This is a genomic window from Leucogemmata humicola (assembly GCF_055379415.1).
Genome location: NZ_AP040875.1, coordinates 4,621,838 through 4,646,306, shown reverse-complemented (window position 1 = coordinate 4,646,306; position 24,469 = coordinate 4,621,838). Strand labels below are relative to the sequence as shown.

Annotated in this window: 18 protein-coding genes; 5 read left to right on the top strand and 13 right to left on the bottom strand. The window is 63.2% G+C overall.

All coding sequences use genetic code 11. The features are described 5' to 3' along the window. Nucleotides 1-40: 40 nt before the first annotated feature. The 10 genes from AC6H4Z_RS19895 to AC6H4Z_RS19850 all read right to left on the bottom strand — a co-directional run bounded on the left by AC6H4Z_RS19895 (nt 41) and on the right by AC6H4Z_RS19850 (nt 12,178). The gene (locus AC6H4Z_RS19895; protein ID WP_497543706.1) at nt 41-1,330 is read right to left on the bottom strand and encodes a (Fe-S)-binding protein; all 1,290 of its coding nucleotides are present in this window, start codon (nt 1,328-1,330) and stop codon (nt 41-43) included. Beyond that, nucleotides 1,327-2,475, bottom strand: coding sequence for an FAD-binding protein (locus tag AC6H4Z_RS19890; protein ID WP_497543705.1), 1,149 nt, complete (start codon nt 2,473-2,475; stop codon nt 1,327-1,329). Before AC6H4Z_RS19890 ends, AC6H4Z_RS19895 begins: the two co-directional genes overlap by 4 nt. Further along, complete coding sequence (locus AC6H4Z_RS19885) at nt 2,472-3,947, bottom strand: FAD-binding oxidoreductase (protein ID WP_497543704.1); 1,476 nt, start codon at nt 3,945-3,947, stop codon at nt 2,472-2,474. Before AC6H4Z_RS19885 ends, AC6H4Z_RS19890 begins: the two co-directional genes overlap by 4 nt. 70 nt (nt 3,948-4,017) lie before the next feature. Further along, a complete protein-coding gene (locus tag AC6H4Z_RS19880; RefSeq protein ID WP_497543703.1) occupies nt 4,018-4,902 on the bottom strand; it encodes a diacylglycerol/lipid kinase family protein in 885 nt (294 codons plus the stop codon). Nucleotides 4,903-4,956: 54 nt separating this feature from the next. Further along, nucleotides 4,957-8,280, bottom strand: coding sequence for a PAS domain S-box protein (locus AC6H4Z_RS19875; protein ID WP_497543702.1), 3,324 nt, complete (start codon nt 8,278-8,280; stop codon nt 4,957-4,959). Nucleotides 8,281-8,530: 250 nt separating this feature from the next. Further along, nucleotides 8,531-9,415 (bottom strand): sigma-70 family RNA polymerase sigma factor, encoded by an 885-nt coding sequence (locus AC6H4Z_RS19870; RefSeq protein WP_497543701.1) that lies wholly within the window; start codon nt 9,413-9,415, stop codon nt 8,531-8,533. 357 nt (nt 9,416-9,772) lie between these two features. Further along, on the bottom strand, nt 9,773-9,994 hold the full coding sequence (locus tag AC6H4Z_RS19865; RefSeq protein WP_497543700.1) for a hypothetical protein: 222 nt from the start codon (nt 9,992-9,994) through the stop codon (nt 9,773-9,775). Nucleotides 9,995-10,050: 56 nt separating this feature from the next. Beyond that, a complete protein-coding gene (locus AC6H4Z_RS19860) occupies nt 10,051-10,557 on the bottom strand; it encodes an RlpA-like double-psi beta-barrel domain-containing protein (protein ID WP_497543699.1) in 507 nt (168 codons plus the stop codon). After that, a complete protein-coding gene (aroB, locus tag AC6H4Z_RS19855) occupies nt 10,554-11,636 on the bottom strand; it encodes a 3-dehydroquinate synthase (protein WP_497543698.1) in 1,083 nt (360 codons plus the stop codon). The genes AC6H4Z_RS19860 and aroB overlap by 4 nt, the downstream gene beginning before the upstream one ends. Beyond that, nucleotides 11,633-12,178 carry a cob(I)yrinic acid a,c-diamide adenosyltransferase gene (locus tag AC6H4Z_RS19850; protein ID WP_497543697.1) on the bottom strand — a complete coding sequence of 182 codons (546 nt, stop codon included), beginning with the start codon at nt 12,176-12,178 and terminating at the stop codon, nt 11,633-11,635. The genes aroB and AC6H4Z_RS19850 overlap by 4 nt, the downstream gene beginning before the upstream one ends. Nucleotides 12,179-12,271: 93 nt before the next feature. Here AC6H4Z_RS19850 and AC6H4Z_RS19845 point away from each other — a divergent pair, with 93 nt between their 5' ends. Beyond that, entirely contained in the window at nt 12,272-13,288 is a 1,017-nt protein-coding gene (locus AC6H4Z_RS19845; RefSeq protein ID WP_497543696.1) for an NAD(P)/FAD-dependent oxidoreductase, read from the top strand. Between the two features lie 108 nt (nt 13,289-13,396). On the opposite strand, the gene AC6H4Z_RS19840 is transcribed toward AC6H4Z_RS19845, so the two are convergent. From AC6H4Z_RS19840 to AC6H4Z_RS19830, 3 genes are read right to left on the bottom strand one after another with little or no spacing between them, the layout of a single operon-like run. Then, complete coding sequence (locus AC6H4Z_RS19840) at nt 13,397-13,744, bottom strand: nucleoside triphosphate pyrophosphohydrolase family protein (RefSeq protein WP_497543695.1); 348 nt, start codon at nt 13,742-13,744, stop codon at nt 13,397-13,399. 4 nt (nt 13,745-13,748) lie between these two features. Next, the gene (locus tag AC6H4Z_RS19835) at nt 13,749-14,669 is read right to left on the bottom strand and encodes an ABC transporter permease (protein WP_497543694.1); all 921 of its coding nucleotides are present in this window, start codon (nt 14,667-14,669) and stop codon (nt 13,749-13,751) included. Further along, the gene (locus AC6H4Z_RS19830) at nt 14,666-16,261 is read right to left on the bottom strand and encodes an ABC transporter substrate-binding protein (protein WP_497543693.1); all 1,596 of its coding nucleotides are present in this window, start codon (nt 16,259-16,261) and stop codon (nt 14,666-14,668) included. The genes AC6H4Z_RS19835 and AC6H4Z_RS19830 overlap by 4 nt, the downstream gene beginning before the upstream one ends. Before the next feature lie 185 nt (nt 16,262-16,446). Here AC6H4Z_RS19830 and AC6H4Z_RS19825 point away from each other — a divergent pair, with 185 nt between their 5' ends. The 4 genes from AC6H4Z_RS19825 to AC6H4Z_RS19810 are packed head-to-tail and all read left to right on the top strand — an operon-like array spanning nt 16,447 to nt 24,452. Continuing rightward, nucleotides 16,447-16,677 carry a hypothetical protein gene (locus AC6H4Z_RS19825; RefSeq protein WP_497543692.1) on the top strand — a complete coding sequence of 77 codons (231 nt, stop codon included), beginning with the start codon at nt 16,447-16,449 and terminating at the stop codon, nt 16,675-16,677. Continuing rightward, nucleotides 16,677-18,968 carry a BamA/OMP85 family outer membrane protein gene (locus AC6H4Z_RS19820; protein ID WP_497543691.1) on the top strand — a complete coding sequence of 764 codons (2,292 nt, stop codon included), beginning with the start codon at nt 16,677-16,679 and terminating at the stop codon, nt 18,966-18,968. Before AC6H4Z_RS19825 ends, AC6H4Z_RS19820 begins: the two co-directional genes overlap by 1 nt. A gap of 1 nt (nt 18,969) precedes the next feature. After that, nucleotides 18,970-23,559, top strand: a complete 4,590-nt coding sequence (locus AC6H4Z_RS19815; protein WP_497543690.1) for a translocation/assembly module TamB domain-containing protein — start codon at nt 18,970-18,972, stop codon at nt 23,557-23,559. Next, nucleotides 23,547-24,452, top strand: a complete 906-nt coding sequence (locus tag AC6H4Z_RS19810) for a diacylglycerol/lipid kinase family protein (protein ID WP_497543689.1) — start codon at nt 23,547-23,549, stop codon at nt 24,450-24,452. The genes AC6H4Z_RS19815 and AC6H4Z_RS19810 overlap by 13 nt, the downstream gene beginning before the upstream one ends. Nucleotides 24,453-24,469 lie beyond the last annotated feature (17 nt).

The window sequence follows — 24,469 nt, the reverse complement described above, 5'->3', positions numbered from 1 at the left end:
ATAAACCCTGCGTGGAGACGCGCGCCACGGGGCGATCGGCCTACGGGCGGGCCACGCCCTTCGCGTAGCTCTCGTCGAGGAGTTCGACTGGATGCACGGTGCGCGTTGTCGAACCAGCACGCACCAGACCGGCACCGATTTGCATGAGGCACCCCGGATTACCCGTGGCGATCACGTCAGCACGCGCCGCGGCGATGTGCGACAACTTCCGCTCGAGCACCACGTCCGACGTGTCTGGCTCGACGAGGTTGTAGATCCCGGCGCTGCCGCAGCACACGTCGCTCTCCGTGAGCGGCACCATCTCGAGCGATGGGATCGCGCGAAGTACATCGAGCGGCGGGACGGTCACACGCTGCGCATGCATCAAGTGACAGGGCGCGTCATAGGCGACGCGTCGCGACACGTCGCCGCCGCGCTTTGGTCCCGCGGCCGACAGCAGTTCGCTCACGTCGCGCACCTTTGCCGAGACTCGCATGGCGCGTTCGTGCCACTCGGGTTCGTCGGAAAGAAGATGGGGATATTCCTTCATCATCGCGCCGCAACCGGCGGCGTTTACGCAGATGTGCTTGGCATCGGCCTGCTCGAACGCCGCGATGTTCGCCTTCGCGAGCTTGCGCGCGCCCTCTGCATCACCAGCATGGGCGTGCAGCGCGCCGCAGCAGCGCTGCTTCGGAGCGTCAGTTAGAGAATAGTCATTGACGAGCAGCACGCGCTCGGTCGCGCGGTTGGCTGGCGCGAACAATCCCTCCATGACGCAGCCCGTAAGTAGCGCAACGCTGCCACGCGAGCCGTTCGACGCCGGGACGGCGGCCGTCCGTCCGCGATCGCGCGACGTCGACGCAACCATCGCCATCGCAAAACCTGCGCGCCCCGGAAGCTTCGACAACGCGCGAGCAACTCCCGTAGCGCGCATCACGCGACCGCCAGCCATTGCCATGCGCATGAGCCACGGATGCTGAAACACGCCGAGGATGACGCGCGCGATCGCGGGAATCGGCCGATGCTCAGCCAGCGTCGCACGCGTGGCTTCGAGCAAGTGTCCATATGGCACGCCCGACGGGCACACGGTCTCACACGCGCGACAGCCAAGACACTGCGCAATGTGTGTCTCGACGCTCTTGTTCTCGGGCTCGAGAGTCCCCTCGAGCAGCGATCGCATGAGCACGATGCGCCCGCGCGGACTGTCGTTCTCGTCTTCGAGCGTCAGATACGTTGGACACGCCTGCAAACAGAAGCCGCAGTGAACGCACGCATCGATGCCGCCGCGCTCCTTCGCCAACGGACTCCCAGGGAGTGCACACTCGGCCGGCACAACAGTGGGGCTGCTCATGCCGCACCGCCAAGAATGCCGCGATTCAGCACGCCGCTTGGATCGAAGCGCTGCTTGATGCGCGCCGGAAGCTCTCCGCCGCCAGCGACGGGTGAAACGCTCGCCCACAGGTCCATCGGCAGTCGCTCTCCAAGTCGAATCGTATCTGTTGGCCGCGCGAACGCCTCGGCGACGCAACGCACTGCATCTGGACTGGTCGCCGGAATGACGCAGCGCACGATTCCGCGCGCCGTATTCGCGTGCAGTAGCGTGCCCGGGCACCGCGACGCAATCGCACTTGCTTCGGCCCACACACGCTCGATCTGCGACGGCAGTTGCGAGAGGCGGAAGACGATCGCCTGCTGCGGTTCGACCGCGCGCAGTTCATCCCAAACGCGAGCATCGATGTCGCGAGCGTCGCCGAGTTCGGCGAACGCCGTTCGCTGTGCGCGTACGGCCTCACGGTTGCCGCCAATCCGCACGAGTACCGCTGTTTCGTTGACGCCAACGAGTCGCTCGGCGAGCGCCGGGTTCACGACTTCACACGAATACGGCGCGAACGGAAGTTGGCGGAGGAGTCGGCGTACACGCTCAACTCCTCCACTCGCTCCGAGCAGCACGACAAACGATTCGTCGGCCTCGGGTCGTGAGTGTAGGCGCATCGTCACTTCGGTGACGACGCCCAGTGTGCCCCATGACCCGGTGATGAGTCGGGTGAGGTCGAAGCCAGCGACGTTCTTCACGACACGCCCGCCGCCGCTCGCCACGACCCCGTCGCCAGTTACGAACTGGACGCCCAATACGAGATCGCGCGCCCGTCCGAAGAAGCTCGAGAGCGGACCGGCGGCGCCGGTGGCAATCGTTGCGCCGATCGTGCCCTCGTTGGTGCCGTACGGGTTGAGTGCCAGCCACTGCCCATGAGCGGCCGCGGCGTCGCGAATCTCTCCGAGCGTGGTGCCGGCGCGAGCCGTCAACACGAGATCGCCCGGTACGTATTCGCTGATGCCAGAATACTCACGCGTCGAAATCGTGTCCGTCGCCGCAACCGGGCGACCGGCATCGAGCCACGTACCGCGCCCGGCAATGCGCACTGCCGTTCCGCGCTGCGCCGCTTCACGCACGCGCTCCCGAATCGCTTCGACGCCTTCGGCGACAGCTGTCGTCATTCGCGCGCTCCGCCGCGACGTGCGGCTGGAACGGCGTGCCACTCACGACAGGAATGCATCGGAACAACCTTGCCCGGATTCGAACGTCGCTTGGGGTCGAAGACCTCGCGAAGAGCGCACATCGTCGCGAGCGAGTCTGGCGAGAAGATGAGTTCCATGTACGGCACTTTGTCGAGTCCAACGCCATGCTCGCCGGTGATCGTTCCACCCGCCTCGACGCACACGGTCATGATCTCGCTCATCGCCGTGTGGACGCGCTCCGTTTCATCGGCATCCGACGCATTGTACGTGATGTTCGGATGGAGATTGCCGTCGCCCGCGTGAAAGACGTTGCACACGTTCACGCGATTGGACTTCCCAATGCGATGAATGTGCGCGAGCACTTCCGGCAGCTTGGTTCTCGGCACCACTGCATCCTGCACGACGAGGTGCGACGAGACGCGGCCCATCGCGCCGAACGCTTTCTTACGACCCTGCCAGAGGCGCGTACGCTCGACGTCGTCGCGCGCCACGCGAACCGTTCGCGCTTCGTTTGCCTTGCATAGGGCCTCGATGGTTGCGACGTCCACCTCGAGGCCGCCAATCGCACCGTCGACTTCGATCAACAATGCCGCGGCGGCATCAGTCGGATAGCCTGCAGCATAGATCGACGATTCCACTGCGCGAATCGTCGCCTGATCGATCATCTCCAGCGCGGCCGGAATGATGCCAGTGGCGACGATCGCGGTCACGGCACGCGCAGCGGCATCGAGCGTCATGAAATCGGCGAGGAGCGTGCGAATCGCTTCGGGATTTCGCGACAACCGAACCGTGATGTCGAGGGCGATTCCAAAGCAGCCTTCAGACCCAACGAACGCACCCACGAGATCGTAACCGTCGTTCTCGCCATCGGCGCGGCCGAGCTTCACGATCTCGCCGTTTGGTAGAAGCACGGTGAGCGCGACGATGTGGTTCGTCGTGACGCCGTACTTGAGGCAGTGCGGGCCGCCAGCATTCTCCGCGACATTTCCGCCGATCGTACACGCTGCCTGACTCGACGGATCTGGTGCGTAGTGCAGCCCGTGAGCGGCGACAGCGCGCGTCAACGCGACGTTCACCACACCCGGCTCCACCGTGGCCAGCATGTTCTCCGCATCGATCGAGAGAACGCGGTTGAGCCGATTCAGTCCGACCAGCACGGCATCGTCCGCGAGTGCGCCGCCAGACAGCCCGGTCCCCGACCCGCGGGGAACGAACGGCAGATCGCGACGTGCGAGTTCTCGAATCACCGCGACGAGCTCATCGCGAGTTCCGGGAAAGACCGCGAGCGATGGCTTCTTGTGGTACGAGGGCAGCGCGTCGGCCGTGTAGGTCAGCAGCTCGCTTGGCTGATGTAGAACACGACGCGCGCCGACGATTTCTACAAGACGATCAATGAGCTGCTGATCGATCTGCGCGAGCGGCGCGGGGGCGGCAGAGGCGGGGAGGGACACACCCGAAAGTTACGTCCCATCGAACCTCTGAGGGAGCGGTGCTACCCAGAATGCCGAGTCATTTGTGGTGTCATCTGTCGGCCACGACGACGCGCAGGCTCCCCGGAACGTGTCGGTACTCGAGCGGCGGCGCGACACTCACGAGCTCACCGTCGATTGCCGCGACGTGCATGCGCGGCTCGATGCGGACCGAATCGACGAGGAAGGTGTCCATCGCCGGCGTTTTCGAGACGGCGTGCACGCCTCTCGCCGCCGCCGCGAGTGCGAGCGCGACCGCGCGTGCTCCCGACCGCTGACGAACGACCATGACGTGCAGGCCAGTCTTTCCATGCGGTATCCGAGCGCCAATCGTCGGGATGCGGAGCTCGCGCTCGTTCACGCCGATGAACACCAGCGGAGTCAAATATTCGCGCCAGGTGCTCTGAAGCAGGAGGCTGATCCGAAAGACCGGCAGCCGGAATAGCAACCGAGATCCGGCAATCATCGACGCCGCGTGATAACCAATGCGGGATTCCAGTCTTTCTCGGGCGCGCACGAATGTCACGTAGGCGCCCACCGAACTCGTGTTGAGAAAGACGCGGTCGTTCACTGAGGCAGTGTCCACGGCCATCGCCTGTCCCTCGAGGGCAACGCGCGCCGCGTCGTGAAGCTCGAGCGGGATCGACAGATCTTTCGCGAAGTGGTTGAGGGTGCCAGACGGCAGAATGGCCAGCTCTACCCTCGATCCGAGCAGCGCCCCCGCCGCGGCGCCGATCGAGCCGTCGCCGCCAGCAACGAGGATTCTCGTCGCGCCTTCCTTGGCCGCCGCGCGAACGCGCTTGGCGAGCGACTCCGGCGCAACTTCGCGAATCTCGAAACGGCCGGCGGCCCGAAGTGCCTCGCGGGCGGCGGCGGCGTTCCCGGCCAGCGGATTGATGAACGCTGGTATCAAAGCGGGTGGACTATCGATGATCATGCTGGCGGAGTGGACAAGAACCGTACCGCTCCGCGCCGTGCTACACCCGCAGGCTCAGGCCGTGGCCATCTGCCGCATTTGCGTCACGATGCTCTCCAGCGCGCGAAGCTCGAACGGCTTTTGAACCACTGTGCAGCGAGTGCGCTGGACGAACGCCGCGGCGTCGCGCGAGGCGACGTCACCCGTTGAGAACACGATGCGGTCGAGCAATTCGGGCGCAACCGCCGCGATGTGATCGTGAAGCTCGACGCCTGAGCACCCAGGCATCTTGAGATCCGAGATGACCACGGTGTACTCGAAGCGGGTGGCGAGCAACGCCAACAGACCCTCCGACCCATCCTCGGCCTCGTCGACCTGCCAGCCGCGCCGCGTGAAGAACCGTCGCAGCGCCGCACGAATCGACGGTTCGTCGTCGATGATCAGCACGCGAGGAGCCGGACCGGCTGTCGCCGCCGCGTTGTTCGCTGAGGCGCCAGCGTCCACGGTTTCGTCGATCCCCGCGGCCACCTCGACGTCGATGGGCAGCGTGACGGTGAAGCGTGCACCCCCGCCGACGCCCACGCTGCCTTTGTCGCCCACTGCACGATTCTCGGCGGCGATCTGGCCACCCAGGTGTTGCACGATGCCAAGCGTCACAGAGAGACCCAACCCAGTGCCTTCGCCGAGCGGCTTGGTAGTGAAGAACGGCTCAAAAATTCGATCCATGGCCGTCGGTGGAATTCCCGGCCCCGAGTCTTCGACCACGATCGTGAGATCGTGATTCGAGATCATTGCTCGAAGGCTCACCGCGCCACCGTGTCCCGACGCTTGCGCCGCGTTCACGACCAGGTTCGTTACGATCTGCTGAAGACCGGCGCGATCGGTCGTGCCAACGACTTCACTCGTCGGAAGGTCGACGATGAGTCGCGCTCCGAGATCGTCGACAGTTGGCTGCAGCGCGCGCACACTCGTCGCGAGCGCGTCAGTGAGCCGCACGCGTTCGCGTGAATAGTCTCGAGAACGAACGAACGACGACAGATCGCGCACGATCGAGCGCGACCGTCGCGCCTGATCGCGAATCACCGACAGCGCCTCGAGGTCGGCCGTTGTGCGCTCGTCGTCGAGGAGGTCCTCCGCGAAGTGGAGGATCGCGGCGAGCGGGTTGTTCAGTTCGTGCGCGACGCCCGACACGAGCTGTCCCAACGCAGCAAGCTTCTCGGACTGCCGCAACGCCTGCTCGGCCGCACGCAGTGGCGACACGTTTTCGACGAAACCTTCCGAGAACCAGAGCGAACCTCGTTCGTCACGATAGGCGCGCGCACTAATGCGCACCGTGACAGTCGCGCCGTCTTTGCGGCGCCACTCTGTTTCATAGCTCCGCAGCTCGCCCTTCGTCTCGAGCTGATGCAACAGACGATCGCGATCGATCGCCGACACGAAGATCCCGCGCGGCAAATCCACCTGCAGCAGCTCTACCGGCGACTCATAGCCGAGCAGCTGAACGAGCGACGCGTTCACGGCGAGCAGTCGCCCCGAGCTCGTTGCGCGGTAGATGCCGATTGGAGAATTCTCGACGAACGACCGGAAGCTCGCCTCTGATTGACGCAGCGATTCGGCCGCATGTGCGCGGTCAACGGCGATGCCGGAGAGCTGTGTTGCCGACGCAGTGACGCGTAGCGCGTGATCAGTTGCCGTGTGGACCTCGCGTCCGTACAGCGCGAGCGCGCCGAGCAGACGACCTTGTGGTGAGCGAATCGGCGTTGCCCAGGACGACCGATACCCGTGCGCTTCAGCGAGCGCGCGATGGTCGTTCCACAGGTCATCGGTCGTGATGTCCTCGGTGATTATCTGCTCGCGGCGATAGGCCGCCGCACCACACGTTGCCGCCCCCGGACCAACGACGATGTCGTCCATGCCGGCGATGAATGCTGCTGGCATCGAAGGCGCGCACGCGACGCCGAGCGTCAGTCCGTCATCGTTGATGAGATGGATGGCGCAGTCGAGACCAGGGCACTGCGTTTCGTGAAAGCGCGCGATCGCCGCGAGAACATCGGGAAGCTCGACGCCCGTCGCAATCGCCTCGAGCACGCGACGCTGCCATTCCGACGTTTCCTCCGCACGCTTCCAGTCCGTGACGTCTCGAATGACGACGGTGAGGAATGCACGTCCGTCCATCTGCGTTCGCGAAACGCTCAGGTCCATCGGGAACGTCGATGCATCGCGACGACGGCCGGCAGCATAGCGTTCGTTGGAGAGAACTCGCGCCGAGTGTTCTCCGCTGGCGTGCAGCGTGTGTTCGAGCGTGCGTCGCAACTCACCGTTGGCGGCGCCGGGAATCAACTCCAGCACGGACCGGCCAATCGCCTCGCTCGCGGGATACCCGAACATTCGTTCCGCTGCGCTGTTGAGCACCGCGATCTTGTACGCATCGCTGACGATGATGATTGCATCCATCGCCGTGTTGACGATCGCGGAGAAGCGCGCTTCTGTCTGTGCGCGCTCGGTGACACGTCGGAGGTTCACCGACCGGTTGTAGGCATACAGCACGAGACCGACGACGAGCAGCACGCCGGCGAGCAGCAACGCTTCGAACCGGAGACGCTCGCGCACGGGCGCGAATTGCACGCTCTCGTCAACGGCGTAGTACACCGACCACGGGAGCGACTTCGCGCGATGCGTTGCGGCAAAAACGCGTACGCCATCGGGCAGATCGACCGCTGCAAAGCTTTCGACGGTGGTGGCCAGCGCGCGTCGTGCGAGCGTATCCGTCACCGGAGCGATGCACACCATGACCGCTGGCTTGGCGCAGAGCGAGATACCGAGCAGCTTGGTGCCTGCTGGTACCACGATCACTGGCACGGCAGCCGGGCGAACCGTGGGCGTGACCGGTGAGAACGCGCGATTGAGGTCGGCGCGAAAAACTACGGCCGCCTGTACCTGCGGCGTGCCGGCAGCGTCGATGATGATTGGTGTCGCGACGCCGATGGTGGTCGTGCTGTCGCGCTGTTCAGGGATCCCCAGTGACCGTGCGCGCGTAGACATCGCTGCCTCGGCCGCGTTGGCCTCTGACGAACTGATTGTCAGCCCACCCGCCGAGCCGAGAATGCGACCGTCGGTGTTGACGAGCCAGATACCTGGGTAGCCACCGCGGCGTCGAAGCGACTCCATCTCGAGTCGCAGAATGCGTCCGGCAATCGCAGGGGCCAGGTTCGTTGAATCGCTGCCGTGGACGCCGACGATCTCCGCGATCGATCGTGCGTCGCCGTCCTGCTCGGCGATCCAGAGGTCGACCATACGCGCCGCGTTGGCGGCGATCATCCCGAACCGGCGCTCGGTTTGGTCGATCGTGAGCGACCGAAGGCTGGTGACGTGCACGGCGATGCCGACCAACAGGGCCATTGCGACCCAGGCAGCACCAACTACGGCGATCGTGCGCCGTCTTCGAGTTTCGTCGCGAGGTGACACGAATCTGGGACGACCAAGCGGGCGCGAGAGAAACTGGGGGCGCGTTCGGCGTGCGGCGCTTTGCGTGCGGCGAGACGTGAAGCGTAAGTAGTCGAGCCGCACCCATGCGCAGCAAATAGAAAAGCGGCCGCGTTTCCGCGGCCGCTCTTCCGATTCTCTAGCGACTAGTGCCTAGCGCCTTGGCTTACGCCGCCCAGAAGCCGCAGAGCGCCTTTCCGTCTGGCGATTCACGAAGCTTTTCGAAGGCCCGTTCGCGGATCTGGCGAATACGTTCGCGGGTAACTCCCATGAGCGCGCCGATCTTTTCGAGCGTCATTGCCTCGGAGCCTTCCTCGAGTCCGTAGTACAGATAGAGGATTTTGCGCTCGCGCGGGGTGAGGTACTTCTTGAACACGCGGTCGATGAACTCGCGCATCAACTTGTAGTCGGTAACCTCTTCGATCTCGGTGCCGTCTACGCCGGCGAAACGCTCGCCCAACGTGGATGCCTCGCGATCGGACCGATCAATTGGAGCGTCGAGCGAGACTTCAGTGGCCGACATCTGCTTCGCGGCGCGGACAACTTCCGGCGTCTCTTCGAGCAGGCGACTGACTTCGTCTTCGGTGGGATCTCGCTTGAGAACCTGGGCGAGAATCGTCTCGGCACGAGCGAGACGAATGAGCTGCGAGTTTTGGTTGAGCGGAATTCGGACGGAGCGTGTTTGCTCGGCGAGTGCTTTGAGCACGGCCTGTCGAACCCACCATACCGCGTATGAAATGAACTTGACGCCCTGATCCGGATCGAACTTCCGGACTGCTTTCAGGAGGCCCTCATTCCCAATCGCGACGAGTTCGCTCAGGTCGAGTCCGTGGCCCTGATATTTTTTGACGTAGGAGATGACGAAGCGAAGATTCGCGGTTACCAACCGCTCAGCTGCTTTTTCGTCACCCTTCTGCGCCCGGCGGGCTAGGCGTCTTTCTTCTTCGGGCTCATCGATCAGAGGAAGCTTTTGAATGTCCTGTAAATACTGATCGAATGCGGTAGACGGAGACGATCGGAAGTAGCCCTTCGACGATCTGGTCTCGGTCACTTGCTCCATACACGCTCCTTCCCGAAAAAAGCCGGTTAGTGGAGCGAGCGTACATCCGCTCGCGCGATGTAGAGCTAAAAGCAGGGACGCGCAGGATAATGGTGGGTTAGAAAAGCGTCAACAGAGAGTTACGCGACCCCCGCGGATGCGCTCGACGGAACGATGCTATGTCGTTGCTCTGTCAGAGTTTTAGGGGTTACTTCTCATCGACCGAACCGGGAGGGATGGTTCGGTCAGTGTGACTGATTTTCGTCAAAACCGGGCAATTTGGGCCGCCGAGGCCGCCTCGCCGACGCGAAATGGCGGTTGGTCACGGGAATCCGGCGGCTCGTCACCGCCGACTCCCGGGCATCATGACTACGCGTTCGGGGACGACGGCGGTTGCCGTCCGGCCGTTGGCGCGGCCTCCGACGGATCACGCATTTTGGTGCGACGCGTGGCGCTCAGGACACCGAACCCGAGCAGGACGATGACGCCCACACCGATCCACATCGCCGGAGCGTTCAACAGGTACGCGGCGAGCGCGAGCCCGCCAATCAGGATGAAAAAACCGATCAGATACGTTGCGAAGGATGACATGACCAAGGCCTAGCGTTGAGGACGGCGTCACGTCAAAGCAAACGACGAGCCGAAGGTTACTTCGGCCCGCTGAGCACGCCAGCCTGACGCACGTCTGCACCGCCCGAGCGAACTAGCACAGCGGTGCCCCGCTGTATGCCAAACCGGTGTGCCTCCCCGCAGTCGGACGTCCAAACGTCGATCCGCGAACCCACGATCCGCAGCCCCGTGTCGTCGACGAGGAAGCGTCCCAGATACTTCCGTCCGACGTACAGCTCGACATACCGCGCGAGCGGAAAGAAGCGCGCATCCGCCGCGATGATTCCCGGCCTCACCACTCGGCCGCGCCGCGTCGTTCCCTTCAGGCAGTACATCGACACGCCGACTGGCAGCGGATCGCCGGAGCGTACGACTCGAGCCGTGGTTTTCCACCAATCGCGGGACGCGGCGCGGACCACCGCGCCGGACAGACGGTACGGGCTCATCACCACGACGGGCGGAAACCGAATCGGCCCGTCGTCGCGCGAGCAACCAACCAGGAGCGCCGCCGCGAATACCGCAATCGCGGCAACGCGCCTGGTCACGCGAGAATCTCGCGAACGGCCCCGTCGCTCACGGGCAGCGACCATCCACGGTCCGCGCCCGCCATCCTGCCGACTGCCAGCGGTAACGCGTACTCCACCTTCCCGGCGCGCGCCTTTTTATCGCCGCGCGCAGCGTCGAGGACTGCATCGACGCTGATCGATTCGGGGCGCGCGTGTGGCAGACCCGCGGCGGCAACCGCATCTCGCACCCGATCCGCGGTTCCCACCTGAGCGATTCCCAGCCGTTCCGCCAGCGCGCTCTCGTAAACCATTCCCATCGCGATTGCTTCGCCATGGAGCAGCGCAAATCCGCTGCATAGCTCGATCGCGTGGCCGATGGTATGACCGAAGTTGAGCACCTTTCGGACGCCCGACTCGCGTTCGTCTCGACGAACGACGTCCGCTTTGATCTCCACGCTGCGCGCAACCAACTCCGACATCTCTTCACTGCCGGTCGCGAGAGACGCGATGCGAGGAGCGGCCGCCGCGACGGAATCGAAATACGCCGCGTCGGCGATCACGCCGTGCTTGATGGCTTCAGCGAGACCTGCGCGCAAATGCTCGATGGGCAGCGTCGCCAACACCCCGGTGTCGGCGATCACCGCCGCAGGCTGGTGAAACGCTCCCACGAGATTCTTTCCCGCCGGCGTGTCTACGCCCGTCTTACCGCCAACGGATGCGTCGATCATTGCGAGAAGACTCGTTGGCACCTGCACGTACGGCACGCCACGCATGAAGGTCGCCGCAACGAACCCGGCGAGGTCGCCAACCACACCACCCCCGAGCGCGATGATGGTCGTGTCTCGACCAAAGCCGTCGGCGAGCAGCGTATCCGTCAGCTCAGCCCACGTCTCTCGCGTCTTGGCCGATTCACCCGCGGGAATCGACAAGACCGACACGCGCGACGCATCGAGCGCGTCGCGCACACGCTCGGCATACAGCGGTGCGACGTTGCTGTCCGTGATCACGGCGTAACGATGTGCCGGCGCCACCGTCCGCGTGATCTCACCGACACGCGCGATTGCTCCGGGAGCGATGGTGATGCGGTATCCGTAAAGCGACACGCCGTAATCGCTCACCACGTCACCTCGCTCGTTCCCGTCACGCGATTCGCGACGCGCGCGAGCGTGAAGAGGAGATCGGACAATCGATTGAGATAGATCACAACGAGCTGCGGAATCTCGGTATCGCTCCCGAGCTCGACGACTCGGCGCTCCGCGCGCCGACACACGGTGCGGGCGACGTGGAGAGCGGCAGCCTTCTGCGTACCGCCTGGGAGAATGAACGATTTGAGCGGTTCGAGCTCGTCGTCCCCGGCATCGATGGCCCGTTCGAGTTCGGCGATGCGCGCGTCGTCGACGTTGGCCTTCTCGAGATGTTGGCGCATCTTGTCGCGATCGGGCGTGGCCAGAAGCGCCCCGATGGCGAAGAGGTCCTGCTGAATCGGCGCCAGGATCGTGTCGATGCGCGGGAGAGGCTCCGTCGCGCGGACGAATCCGAGGACGGCGTTCAGCTCATCCACGTCGCCATAGGCCTCGACGCGCGGATGGCTCTTGGCCACGCGGCCGCCGCCGAACAGACCGGTGTCGCCGCGGTCGCCTGTTTTCGTATAGATCTTCATAGCCCGTGAAATGTAAGACGCGGCGCTCAGGTCGGTCCATTGGAACCGCATTGCGGCCAGCGCGAATCGGCGTGCGTCGATATTCTTCAGCGCATGGAAATCAAGGACATCACCATCATTGGCGGCGGACCGACGGGGGTCTTCGCCCTATTCTATGCGGGCATGCGCCGAGCGACGGCGCAGATCGTCGACGCGCTTCCGGAACTCGGCGGTCAGCTCACCGCCCTGTATCCCGAAAAATACATTTTCGACGTTGCTGGCTTTCCCAAGATCCTTGCGAAGGATCTGGTGAAGAACCTCGCCGAACAGGCGCGCCAGTTCGACCAGCCGATTCACCTCGGCCAGCGTGTGATTGGCCTCGAGCAAAAGGACGATCATTTCGTTCTCGTCACCGACAAGGATCGCTTTCCAACACGCTCGATCATCATTGCGGCCGGCATTGGCGCGTTCTCGCCGCGTCGTCTTCCGCAGGCGTGCGCCGAACCATGGTATGGTCGGGGGATTCACGACATCGTCACCGATCCCGAGGTGTTCCGCGGTCGTCGCGTGGTGATCATCGGTGGCGGAGACTCAGCCTTCGACTGGGGAACGCAGTTGCTCGACCGCGCCGAGCGCGTGACGATCGTGCATCGCAGCGATCGCTTTCGCGCGCATGGCGCCACGGTCGCACAGTTTCAGGCGGCGGTCGACGCGGGCAAAGCAGGTCTGTTCACCTACCACGAGCTGCACGACATCAAGTGCGCAGACGGTTCCGAGCGTTTCACGCACATCGAAGTTCGCGACATCAAGGCCAAGACGATGCGCGAGATCGACGTCGACGCAGTGCTACCGATGCTCGGATTCGTCAGCGATATCGGTCCGCTGGCCGAGTGGGGGCTCACGTTCGAGAAGGACGAGATCGTGGTGAACAGCCAGATGGAGAGCGGTCGTCCGGGGATCTACGCTGCCGGCGACGTCACCACGTATCCCGGAAAGCTCAAGCTCATCGCGACGGGTTTTGCCGAAGCCGCGGCCGCCGTGAATCAGGCCGTGCATTGGGTCTATCCCGATCGCAAAGTTGCGCCAGGCCATTCGTCGAACATGGCGATTTTTGGACAGAAGGACGACTAGCGCTAGGCGCTATGCACTAGGCACTAGGCACTAGAGAAATGGAAAGGCCGGGAGCGACTTCGTCGCTCTCGGCCTTTGTTTGTGCGAGTGAAAATCGCAACGGCTAAGTCACTCCTTCGCGGAACGCGACCACGATTCGGGCGATCGCGGAGCATCGGCCAGAAAACCGTTCGGGTGACGTTGGCGCAGCTTGTCCTGATTCAATTCGGCCACGCGCGAGAGTGGAATGCCGAGCGAGTGCGCGGTGACGGCGAGACACCACAGCACGTCGCCGAGTTCTTCGGCGAGCTTCGCTTCGTCGACGGTACGCTGCTGAAAGACCTGCTTGCGAATGAGGCCGAGCACTTCGGCGGCTTCTTCGGCCAGGCCCGCGCTCGCATCGAGCAGCCGGTCGCGCTCGTTCAGCGACGAATTGACGGTGCGAAGCGCGGCCTGTTGATAATCGTCGAATTTCATGGCGTCACTCATAGCTCACTCGCGGATCGGCTTTGGCGTACGCGAGATCGGTGATCAGGTTGACGAGCACGAACACTGTGCTCAGAAACAGCACGGTGCCCTGAATAGCTGGCAGATCGCGACGGGAGATCGCGTTCACAACGTATCTGCCGATTCCGGGCCAAGAGAAGATCGTCTCGGTGAGAATACTTCCGGTGAGATACGCGCCGAAGTCGAGGCCGAGTACAGTGATCACCGGAATGAGCGCATTTCGCAGAGCGTGCTTGAGCGTCACGGCCCACTCGTTCAGTCCCTTGGCGCGTGCCGTACGAACGAAGTCGGCGTTGAGCGCCTCGAGCATCGCCGAGCGCGTCATGCGCGCAAGAAAGGCGATGGAGCGCATACCGAGCGTGAGCGCCGGGAGAATGAGAAAACGGAGACCGCCGTAGCCCGACGGCGGAAGCCACTTCAGCGTGACGGCAAAGAGCAGGATCAGCAGTAGACCTACCCAATACACTGGAAACGAAATGCCGAGGTACGCGAGTCCGAGCGCGAATCGATCGGCGAGGCCGCCAGGACGCTTCGCGCTCAATACGCCGAGCGTCATACCGAGCACAGTCGCGAGCAGCATGGCGGCGCCGGCGAGCTGCAGCGTCTTTGGAAAACGCTCACGAATGTCCTGCGTGATCGGGCGATTCGTTACGTACGATTGCCCGAGGTCGCCTTTGAGGACGTTGCCGACGTAGTGCCCAAACCGTACAGGAAGCGGATCGTCGAGGCGCAGCTGTTGGCGGAGTCGAGCGATCGTTGCGCTATCGGCGCGCTCGCCGACCATCGCTTCGACAGGATCGCCGGGCGCAACGTACAAGAGAAGGAACGCGACGACGAGCACGCCGAACAGCGTCGGAATCGAGAGGAGCAGCCGGCGGACGATGAAGCGCGTCACGTGCGGCTCGTGTCGAGCGAGACGGTGGTCCAGCGCTGGCCGTTGAAGATCACCGGCGGCACGAAGTGTTTGATCCAGGGCTGCACGGCATAGAGCTCGTCGTAGAAGTACAGAAAGACCATTGGCGCGGCGACGAACGCGATCGAATCGGCTTGGCGGTACAGCGCGTTGCGCTTTGTCTCGTCGAGCTCGTGTCGTGACTTCGTGACAATCGAGTCGAACACGGGATTCGAGTAGAACGACACGTTGCCGCCCGCACCGCGGCTCGCGGTGTGGAGTAGCGGATAGAGAAAATCCTCGGCGTCCGGATAGTCGGCGTACCAATCCTTGAGGATCATGTCGGTCTGGCCCTTTCGTGCGGCGCCGCGGACCGCGGCGGCTTCGCGCTGAATGATCTTGACGCGAACGCCGACGGCGGCGAGGTAGGCCTGCACCGTTTGCGCGATGCGCAGATAGACCGGCTGCACCGACGTCCAGAGCTCGATGTCGATACCGTTCGGATGTCCGGCGGCGGCGAGCAACTGCTTGGCCTTGGCCGGATCGTACGGGTACGCCTTTCGAGTACTGTCAAACCCACCCAGCGCCGGAGGAATGACGCCGGCAGCGCGCGTCCCGCGGCCGCTGATCAACCGTTCGATGATCCGATTGATGTCGATGGCGTAGTTGATCGCTTGACGAACGCGTTCGTCGGCCAGTGGACCGCGCGTGGTGTTGATGCCGATGTACACCAGTTCGAGTGCCGGCGTCGACATGAGGAGCTGTTTGCGACTCTCGTCTTCCTGCCAGTCGGATGCTTCGGTGGCTGGTATTTGCAGAATGTCGACGTTGCCACTCTCGAACTCCGCGACGCCCGTGCTAGGCTCGGCGATGATGCGGGCGCGCAGTGTGTCGACTTTCGGCGCGCCGCCGAAGTACGTCGCGTTCTTGGCAAAGAGCAGATAGTCGTCGTGCTTCCATTCGACGAGCTTCCACGGGCCGGTGCCAATGGGGTGTTCGCCAAAGTTGGCCGACGGATGTTCGGGTACGACCGACGCGACCGGCATCGCGAGCATCTTGATGAAGATGGCGAGCGGCTCGGCGAGGGTCACGACGAGTGTGGTGTCGTCGCGGACGACGACGCCAGAGAGCGTTCTGGCTGAGCCCGCGTTGAATTCGCGGGCGCCTTTAATCGGAAAAAGAAACTGCGCTGCTCCGCTCTTCGTCGTGGGATTGAGCGCGCGTTCCCAGCTTTGTACGACGTTGGCGGCGGTGAACGCGGAACCATCGTGAAAAGTGACGCCGTGCCGGAGATGGAAGGTGTATGTGATGCCGTCGGGCGTGACGTCCCAACGCTCGGCGAGCGACGGTTCGACTTTCGCCTCGGGGTCGAAGCGCGTGAGACCGTCGAACAGATAGCCGACGGCACGCCCGGTCGGAACGTCAGTCGACAGTGCGGGGTCTAGAGAGCGGGGATCGTACTGGTCGCGTGAGTCGATGACTTCGTGCCGCGACGGCGCGCCGCTCGACGAGCATCCAGTGAGGACGCATCCGAGCAGGCATCCGACGTACACCGAGGGCGCAACGAAATTGAGAAGCGGGCGGATGCCTTCCATTGACACTGGCAAAGTGGCGCGAGAACTTACCCGATCCCGCCGTCAAGCGTCAATCAGATGCGCCCGCCGGAGGCAGTCCCGGGCGGGCGCGTTGTGCGTCAGCACCGCCGTGAAACGCCGGGTGGTGGAGACGATGATCTGCGCTTCTCCAGCGTCAGACGTGGCCTGGAGTACACGAGGTAGGCATGCCTGCAAAGAGTGATCCGCGAAACGAGACGGAAAGCGCGGGTCCGCCATTCTATTATAGGCGGTCCTTGAGCGCCGGCGAGCTATTGCCGGCGATCGGCATTGGCGTCGCCACCGGACTCGTCGCGTTTTATCTCGCGCAGATCGTGATGCAGCGAACGCCACTTGTTCGAGAGCGCGACGGGTCGGCACCTCGACCGTCGAAGGTTCCTCGCAGCCGCGGCGGGTGATGCAGTCGCGTTTCGCTGGAATCACGCTCCGAACATTCGTCCTCGCGACGGTTTTCGCCGTCGCCGCAGCAGCCCCCAAGCGGGCCGACGCTCAGATCGTCGACATTTCGTGCGACCGTGAAGGCGCGCGCGAAGTTCGATCGCTGAAGTTCGAGGGCAACACGACCTTCAAGAACGACGAGCTGTCGATTCACGTCGTGACGACGCCGTCGTCGTTCACGCGCCGGTATTTCGGCTGGTTCTTTCATGCCGGTTCGGCGAGGTGCTTGCCCGACGAGGGACTCGCGCCGGACGTCGCGAACATCAAGGGCTTCTACAAGGGCAACGGCTTCTACGCGACCAAAGTCGACACGGTCATCACACCGCTGAGTCCCGACCGCGTTGCCGTCACCTTTCGCATCAACGAAGGGCCGCCGCTTCGCGCCGATACGGTGACCATCACTGGTCTCGATTCGGTGCCCGATCGTCAGGCCGTGCTGCACGATCTGCTCGTCAAAGTCGGCGATCGCGTCGGCCAGTTTCAGTTGTACGCCGACCGTGACTCGATTGCCGCGCGACTGCGGAATCAAGGCTATCCACTCGCGGCGGTCTTTCCAGCCTTTACGACACACCTTGGTCGAGAGCGCGCCGAGATCACGCTGGATGTGGTGACCGGACCGCGGACGCGGTTTGGCGCAATCGACGTCGTGCGCACGGGTCCAGAGGAAGGACGCGAAGCCGGGATCGATAGCACTGTCGTGTTGGACCTGCTCGGCTTCAAGACAGGAAACTGGTACAGCGATCGCGCGCTCTCAGAGGCAACGCGGAACCTGTACAACCTCGGCACGTATCGACATGTCGGTATCTCGATCGATACGGCACAGCAGGCGACCGACACAGTGGTTCGTGTGATCGCCGATCTGCGGGAAGATTTTCTGCGGCAGGTTCAGCTCGAGGAAGGCTGGGGCAATCTCGACTGCTTCAAGGTCGACGCGCAGTACACCGACAAGAACTTCATCGATCGCGCGTGGCGGCTCGACGTCACCGGGCGGGCGTCGAAGCTTGGGTACGGATCGCCGACGAATTCGAGCTTCACGAAGAACCTCTGCTATCGCCCGCAGATGGATCAGGACACCATTGGTAGTTCGAAGCTGAACTACTATGCGGGCGCGACTGTTCGACAACCGACGCTGTTCGGCGGCCACTGGGTTCCGCAGTACGCCTTGTACACCGAGCGTCGTGGAGAATATCGGGCGTATCTCCGAACGACGTTCGTTGGTCTCGACGCGTCGGCGACGCGAAACATCGGGCAGCAGACGCCCTTTCGGATCGGGTATTCGCTGGAATTCGGGCAGACCCAGGCCGAAGGCGCGGTGCTCTGTGCCGTGTTTGCGCGGTGCAACGTTGAAACGCGGCAGGACATTCAAGGACGCAAACGCTTCGCCGTGGCCAGCGCGTCGCTCCAGCAGACTAGAACGGACAACCAGGTCAGCCCTCGCTCGGGCTATGCGTGGACGGTAGAGGTACGCACGGGCAATCCGCTCATTGGTAGCGACAGCGGACTTTCGTTCCAGAAGATCACGGCGGACGTGTCGTTGTATCGCCCGGTGACGTCGCGGGTCACGTTCGCATCGCGCATTCGGGGCGGGTTCGTCGCTGCCGCCAACGGCACGCCGCCACCGCAGGAGCGTCTCTACGCCGGCGGTGCTAATAGCGATCGCGGCTTTGGCGAAAACGAGCTTGGCCCGCTCTCGTACCTCATGGATTTTTCGAGCTTCAGGATCGATACGCTGTCCGACACGACTCGCGCATTGATCGCGAATCCTCAAGCGACGGCGGCGCGCACGGTGCCCGTGGGCGGAAACGCACTTGTGATCCTGAACACCGAGTTTCGGATCCGCGACCCGTTTTTTCCCGACCTGATCGAGTACATCCCGTTCGTCGACGCGGGGCAGCTTTGGACGTATGAGCGCGCGACGAACAAGATCAATCTGGATCGTCTGATCGTGACGCCGGGGATGGGGGTGCGATACTTCTCCCCGGTGGGGCCTATTCAGGCGAACGCGGGGTACAATCCTTCGCGGCGGAACCGGTCTGGCCCGGCCTATTGGGCGGCGTTTGACAATCCGCTGACGGCGAATGCTCCGCTGTTGTGCGTGACGCCGCCGGCGGCGCCGCCGGTCATAATTCCAGTCAAGAACGGGAAAATGGTCGGCACGTCGCAAGACTGCCCGGGTGTCTTCACGCCATTCAGATCGTCAAACTTCTTTAATCGTTTCGTGTGGACCGTTTCGATCGGCGCATCCTTCTAGCGTGACTCGTCGGAAGCTCGTGGCGCTCGTCGCCGTGATCGTGTTCGTCCTGCTGGGGATCGTGGGTGTTTCCACGATCCTCTTCTTGACGCGCTCGGTGACCGGACGTGAGCAGCTTCGTTCCGCCGTAGAGCCGTACATCGCGCGGAAGCTCAAGGGTGCGCAGGTCTACATCGGTACGCTCAGTGCGCTCTCGCTCACCGAGGTCACGATCGACAGCATCGCGATCCGGGACAAGCGCGGCGACCTCTTTCTCAGCACCGGTCGCGTGACGGTCGCCTTCGACCCGCGCGACCTCATCGATCAGCGACTGTACTTTCGCCGAGCGTCGGTCGAGCACCCGTACGTGCATCTGGTGCAGCACGAGACGGGCGTCTGGAATTTCAAAGAGATCTTCGCGTCGCCGAATACCGGACCGCCGCCGCCAAAGGACGAGAATCGCCGAAGCTTTGGTGACTACATCGTCATCGATTCGGCGCGGGCGCGCGACGGGACGTTCCTACTCACGCTCCCCTGGCATCCCGACACGAGTTTTCGAGGAGCCCGTCGCGACAGCGTGATTCGCGTGCATCTCACGAAGCCGGAGAAGGCCGTCGCTCGGACCTTCGACGGCTTTGGTCGCACCTACGCTTGGCGCAACATGCACGGCATGCTCGCGCACGCGCGTCTTGCCGACCCCGACAGTGACAAGGCATACGGAAAGGAGTTTCGCGTCGACTCACTCGCCGCTGACGAGTTCGAGCCGACGTTCAAGTTTCACAATATTCGCGGCCTTGCCCGGGTGCTCGGCGATTCTGTCTGGTTTCAGATTCCGCACTTCAACCTCCCGGCGTCCACGGGCAATGGGCACGGCAAGGTGTGGTGGGGAAGCGACCTTCCAGTTCGGTACGATATCGCCATCCGTGGCGACACCGTTTCGCTCGATGACGTGAACTGGGTGTATCCCACGCTTCCCAAAACGGGCGGCGGGTCGCTCGATCTGTTCATCAAGAACGATCCGAAGAATCTGCAGGTCGTCGACTTCAAGCTGGCGAAGATGGATGTGAAGAGCACGAAGTCGCATCTGATCGGCGACATGAGTTTTGGCACTGGCGCGCCGATGCTCCTTGTCCGCAACGTCGATCTGCGCGCGGATCCGATCAACTTCGATCTGATTCGCACGCTCAATGGAAAGCCGTTTCCGCAAGACTGGCAGGGCGACATCACCGGAACGGTGAAGGCGCGCGGCGGTCCGCTGACGAATTTCGTGGTCGACGAGGCGCACGGCGTGTTCCGCGATGCGCACGTCCCCGGCGCAGTGTCTCGTTTCGCAGGAAAGGGCGAGCTCGACATTCTGCTCCCGGCGTTTACGGCGTTTCACGACTTTCGTGTCGACGTCACGTCGCTCGATCTGCGCACGATCGAGTTTCTGAATCCAGCGTTCCCGCGACTGGGTGGCTTCATCTCCGGCACCGCAACGCTCGACTCGTCGTGGCTCGACGTGCGCTTTTCGAACGCTGACATCACGCACACCGATGGGCCGGGTGAGCCGTCACGCTTTACGGGGTTTGGGCGCGTCATCTACGACACGCTGATGTTCTACGACGTCTCGCTCGAAGCGCAGCCATTGTCGCTAACCATGCTCGCGCGATCGTATCCGAATCCGTTGCGTGGCCTGGTGAGCGGACCGATCAACGTGAAGGGAAAGTCGCCCGATCTCGAGATCGTCACGACGCTTCAGAATTCGCGCGCCGGCTTCAGCTTCGATGGACACGTCGATGCCGATTCGGTTGGCGGATACGGCGCGCGCGGGCGCGGACAGTTCACATCGCCGAACATCGGTGGGTTGCTCTCGCTGAACCAACTTCTCGTTGGCCCCCTCGGCGTGCATTACGACGTGGACGTCAGCGGCATTTCGGCGACGGAGCCGACGCTGCTCCGCGGCACTGCAGCACTCGACGTGGAGAAAACAGTACTCGACAGTATTCGATACTCCGCGTCGCGATTGCGTCTGCACTTTGCCGACGGCGAGATGCGCATCGACTCGGCGCGCATCCGGACCGACGCGGCGACGATCGAGCTCGCTGGCGGCCTGTCTCTGCCAAAGGTCGAGCCGCGCGATTCCATTGGTTTCTCGGTCAACGTCGATTCGCTCGGCGGACTTCGACCATATCTCTCGCATCCTGACACCACGCTGCTCGGCGCCGCGCGCACGCTGCCCGACTCGATGGCCGGAACGGCGTCGATTCGAGGACATCTGACGGGCGCGATGGACGTGTTGAACGTCCAGGGGACTTTGCTGGGAAACAACCTCTACCTCAAGCGAGATCGCGGTGAGGCGCTCAAGGCCAAGTTCGATTTGCGCAATGTGCTCGGGAACTACTCGGGTGCGATCGAAGCGCGGATCGACACGGTGACATACGCCGGCATCGTGCTCGACACGATAGGCGGGCGGCTCACGCTCGATGATTCGTCGCATCGGCGGTTTGTGGCGGGCGCGCTGAGCCAGACCGGCCCGGTCGCGTCGGCGAGTGGGGACTGGGCGACGTCGGGCGATACGAACTTCGTTCGCGTCGACGCGTTCGGTCTGTCGATCGGTGACGCACGCTGGCGCCTCGCCGCGCCATCACACTTCGTCTTCGACACCGTCGGGACCAGGCTCGATTCATTGCTCCTGCGCAACACCGATTCCGGAATGGTCGTCGCTCGCGCCAACGTGCCCGCGGCCGGCGCCGCCACCGCTGACCTCAAAGCGCTGCACATTCCCCTGCGCGACATTGGCATTCTCGCCCAGGTGAGCGATACGATTGGCGGTACGGGCGATCTCACCGCGTCGGTGACTGGCACCAGAGCAAGACCGCGCGTTACAGCGAACGCCGATCTCAAGGGCGTTCGCTGGTTCGGTGTGGACGTGGATCGAATTGCGCTGAACGCGCTTGCTGCGAATGCGCGCATCGACGCAGGCCTCGATGTCGTCCGCGAGGGCAAGACGGCAATCACGGCAAAGGCGAATCTGCCGATCGACGTGACGTTGTTCACCGCCAAGGCGCGCGATGACTCGTTGAGCGGTACGCTGCACGCGTCGCCAACGGACCTCGGACTGCTCAACGTTTTCTTGCGGCGCGCCAAGACGAAGCTTGCTGGACAGCTTTCGGCAGACGTCACCGCGGCGGGCACCTGGCTCAAGCCGACTTTGGCCGGCTCGGTATCTGTGCGCGATGGAATCGCGGACGTCTACGCGACCAATGCGAAGATCACGAACATCAACGGTGAAGCACGATGGGCGCGAAGCGCCGACGGTCAGGATAGCGTCAGCGTTGCTCTTACTGCCACCGGCGATAAGAAGGACGGCGGGACGGTCGCGCTATCCGGCTATGCGAAGAATCTGTTGCAGCCGCGCCAGGGCCAGCAGCCACTGCGCTTCGCGCTCGGCGCCAACGCGTTTCACGCGTTCAACAAGCGCACGCTCGCTGATCTCTACATCTCGACGCTCGATCCTGCTCGGAATGTCCGCGACTCGCTGCGGCTGACGGGAACCATTCAAGCGCCGGTGCTGACCGGCCCCTTGTACGTCGACCGCGGCTCTATCTTCCTCGCCGACCGGGATATTGCGCGAAAGCAGTCAGTCGAGATCCTCGACGATACGATCGGCGCGACGGACGAGAGCAGGAGCAAAATCTTCTCGACGCTCATGGCGAATCTGCAGCCGAACGTAACGATCGCGCTCGGCGACGTGCATTTGCGTTCGGCCGAGGCGAACGTGAAGCTGAACGGCGAGCTTCGCCTGACGACATCGACGGCGCGGTCGACGAGGACGTCGGCAGCGAACGGACAGCTTCTTCCGCAGTTCTCGCTCGAGGGCGAACTCAATACGGCTGGTGGCACCTACAACCTGAACCTCGGTTTGGTGCAGCGTGAGTTTCAGGTGCTGAACGATGGAACAGTGACGTTCGACGGACCGTGGCAGAATCCAAATCTCGACATTCGCGCCATGTACACGGTGCGTCGATTGGGCGACCGCGATCTCGGCATCATCGTCAATCTGAACGGGCCGCTCATTCCGTATCCGGGCATCGATTTCAGCAGCAACGCAGGATACGACATCTCTCAATCCGATCTCATCAGCTACTTGCTGACTGGCAAACCGGGTTTCGATTTCGGTTCAAACCCGCAGGCGACGCAGGTCATCTCGTCGTTCCTTGGACCTACGGTCAGCGCCTTCGCCGCTGACAAGCTCCGTCAGGGGCTCGGTTCGTGGATCGACGTCGTTCGCCTGCAGCTTGGTTCGACGAATACGAGCGCCGGCACGACGACAAACCCGAGCGGCTTCGGTCAGTATCTGTATGGTTCGACCATCGACGTCGAACAGCAGTTCCGCAACGTGTTCGTGAGTGCCAACGTCGGCTTCTGCCAACTGCAGGGTCAAGGAAATTTCAACGCGCTAAACGCGCTCGGTGCAAAGGCTGAGTATCGGTTCAAGCCAAGCCTCTCGATGAAGCTGTCGTACGATCCTGGTGCGGCTCAACGCGTCTGTACGGGCCAGTTGGTCACCGGCTTCCAGCAAACGCCTTGGCAACTCGGACTTTCGCTGCTGCACGTGTGGCGCTTCTAATCAAGCGCGCGGTCGTCATCACCAACCCGGCTTCGCGCCGAGGGACGGGACTCGCCGAGCGCGCGCGGAAGGCGCTGGTCGCGCGGTCCGTGGAGACGGATGTCGTCTTTACCGAGCGTCCGGGGCATGCCGCCGAACTCGCGCGCGGCCACGCTCCGCACTACGATGCGGTGTTTGCACTCGGCGGCGACGGTACTGTGATGGAGGTCGCCGGTGCGCTCGCCGGAACGGAGACGCCCGTTGGCGTACTCGCCGGCGGAACGGGCAATTTGCTCGCGCGCGCGCTGGGAATTCCGCTGTCGATGAAGCGCGCCGTTCCCGCACTGCTCGATGGCGATCAGCTATTGATCGATCTTGGTCGCTTTGAATCCGGGCGACGGTTTGCGATCGCGGCAGGAGTTGGTATCGACGCATCGATGGTGGCGGAGACGCCGAGTTGGCTGAAGCGTAGACTCGGTGTGCTGGCGTACACGCTCATGGGCACGCGCGCTGCGATTCGATCAGTGGTTCGCCACGATTTCTTCACGGCGAGAATCGTCGTGGACGGCGAGGCGCACGAGCGAAAGGCTGCGGCGGTGATGATCGCCAATTTCGGCGCGGTGCTGGGAAATCGCATCACGCTCGGACCCGGGATTCGCTCCGACGACGGGCTGCTCGATGCCTGTGTCTTTTCGCCGAACACGCTTCGCGATGCGTTCCGAATCATGGCGCGCTTGATGCGCGGTGACTTTCGTTCCGATCCGTGCATGCTATATGCGCGCGGGCGCCAGATCCGTGTCGAGACCGTTCCTCCACTACAGTGGCAAGCGGATGGTGAGTTGATGGGTTCCACGCCGTTTTCAGTCGTCGTAGAGCCCTTGGCTGTTCGGCTGCTCGTTCCGCGCGGCGCGTAGTTGCTCGCGCAATCCCT

Bases quoted from the DNA above. Each gene is read 5' to 3' on its own strand.
- AC6H4Z_RS19895 (WP_497543706.1), bottom strand. From the start codon at position 1,330: ATGAGCAGCCCCACTGTTGTGCCGGCCGAGTGTGCACTCCCTGGGAGT.
- AC6H4Z_RS19890 (WP_497543705.1), bottom strand. From the start codon at position 2,475: ATGACGACAGCTGTCGCCGAAGGCGTCGAAGCGATTCGGGAGCGCGTG.
- AC6H4Z_RS19880 (WP_497543703.1), bottom strand. From the start codon at position 4,902: ATGATCATCGATAGTCCACCCGCTTTGATACCAGCGTTCATCAATCCG.
- AC6H4Z_RS19875 (WP_497543702.1), bottom strand. From the start codon at position 8,280: ATGGCCCTGTTGGTCGGCATCGCCGTGCACGTCACCAGCCTTCGGTCG.
- AC6H4Z_RS19865 (WP_497543700.1), bottom strand. From the start codon at position 9,994: ATGTCATCCTTCGCAACGTATCTGATCGGTTTTTTCATCCTGATTGGC.
- AC6H4Z_RS19850 (WP_497543697.1), bottom strand. From the start codon at position 12,178: ATGAAGATCTATACGAAAACAGGCGACCGCGGCGACACCGGTCTGTTC.
- AC6H4Z_RS19845 (WP_497543696.1), top strand. From the start codon at position 12,272: ATGGAAATCAAGGACATCACCATCATTGGCGGCGGACCGACGGGGGTC.
- AC6H4Z_RS19840 (WP_497543695.1), bottom strand. From the start codon at position 13,744: ATGAAATTCGACGATTATCAACAGGCCGCGCTTCGCACCGTCAATTCG.
- AC6H4Z_RS19830 (WP_497543693.1), bottom strand. From the start codon at position 16,261: ATGGAAGGCATCCGCCCGCTTCTCAATTTCGTTGCGCCCTCGGTGTAC.
- AC6H4Z_RS19825 (WP_497543692.1), top strand. From the start codon at position 16,447: ATGCCTGCAAAGAGTGATCCGCGAAACGAGACGGAAAGCGCGGGTCCG.
- AC6H4Z_RS19820 (WP_497543691.1), top strand. From the start codon at position 16,677: ATGCAGTCGCGTTTCGCTGGAATCACGCTCCGAACATTCGTCCTCGCG.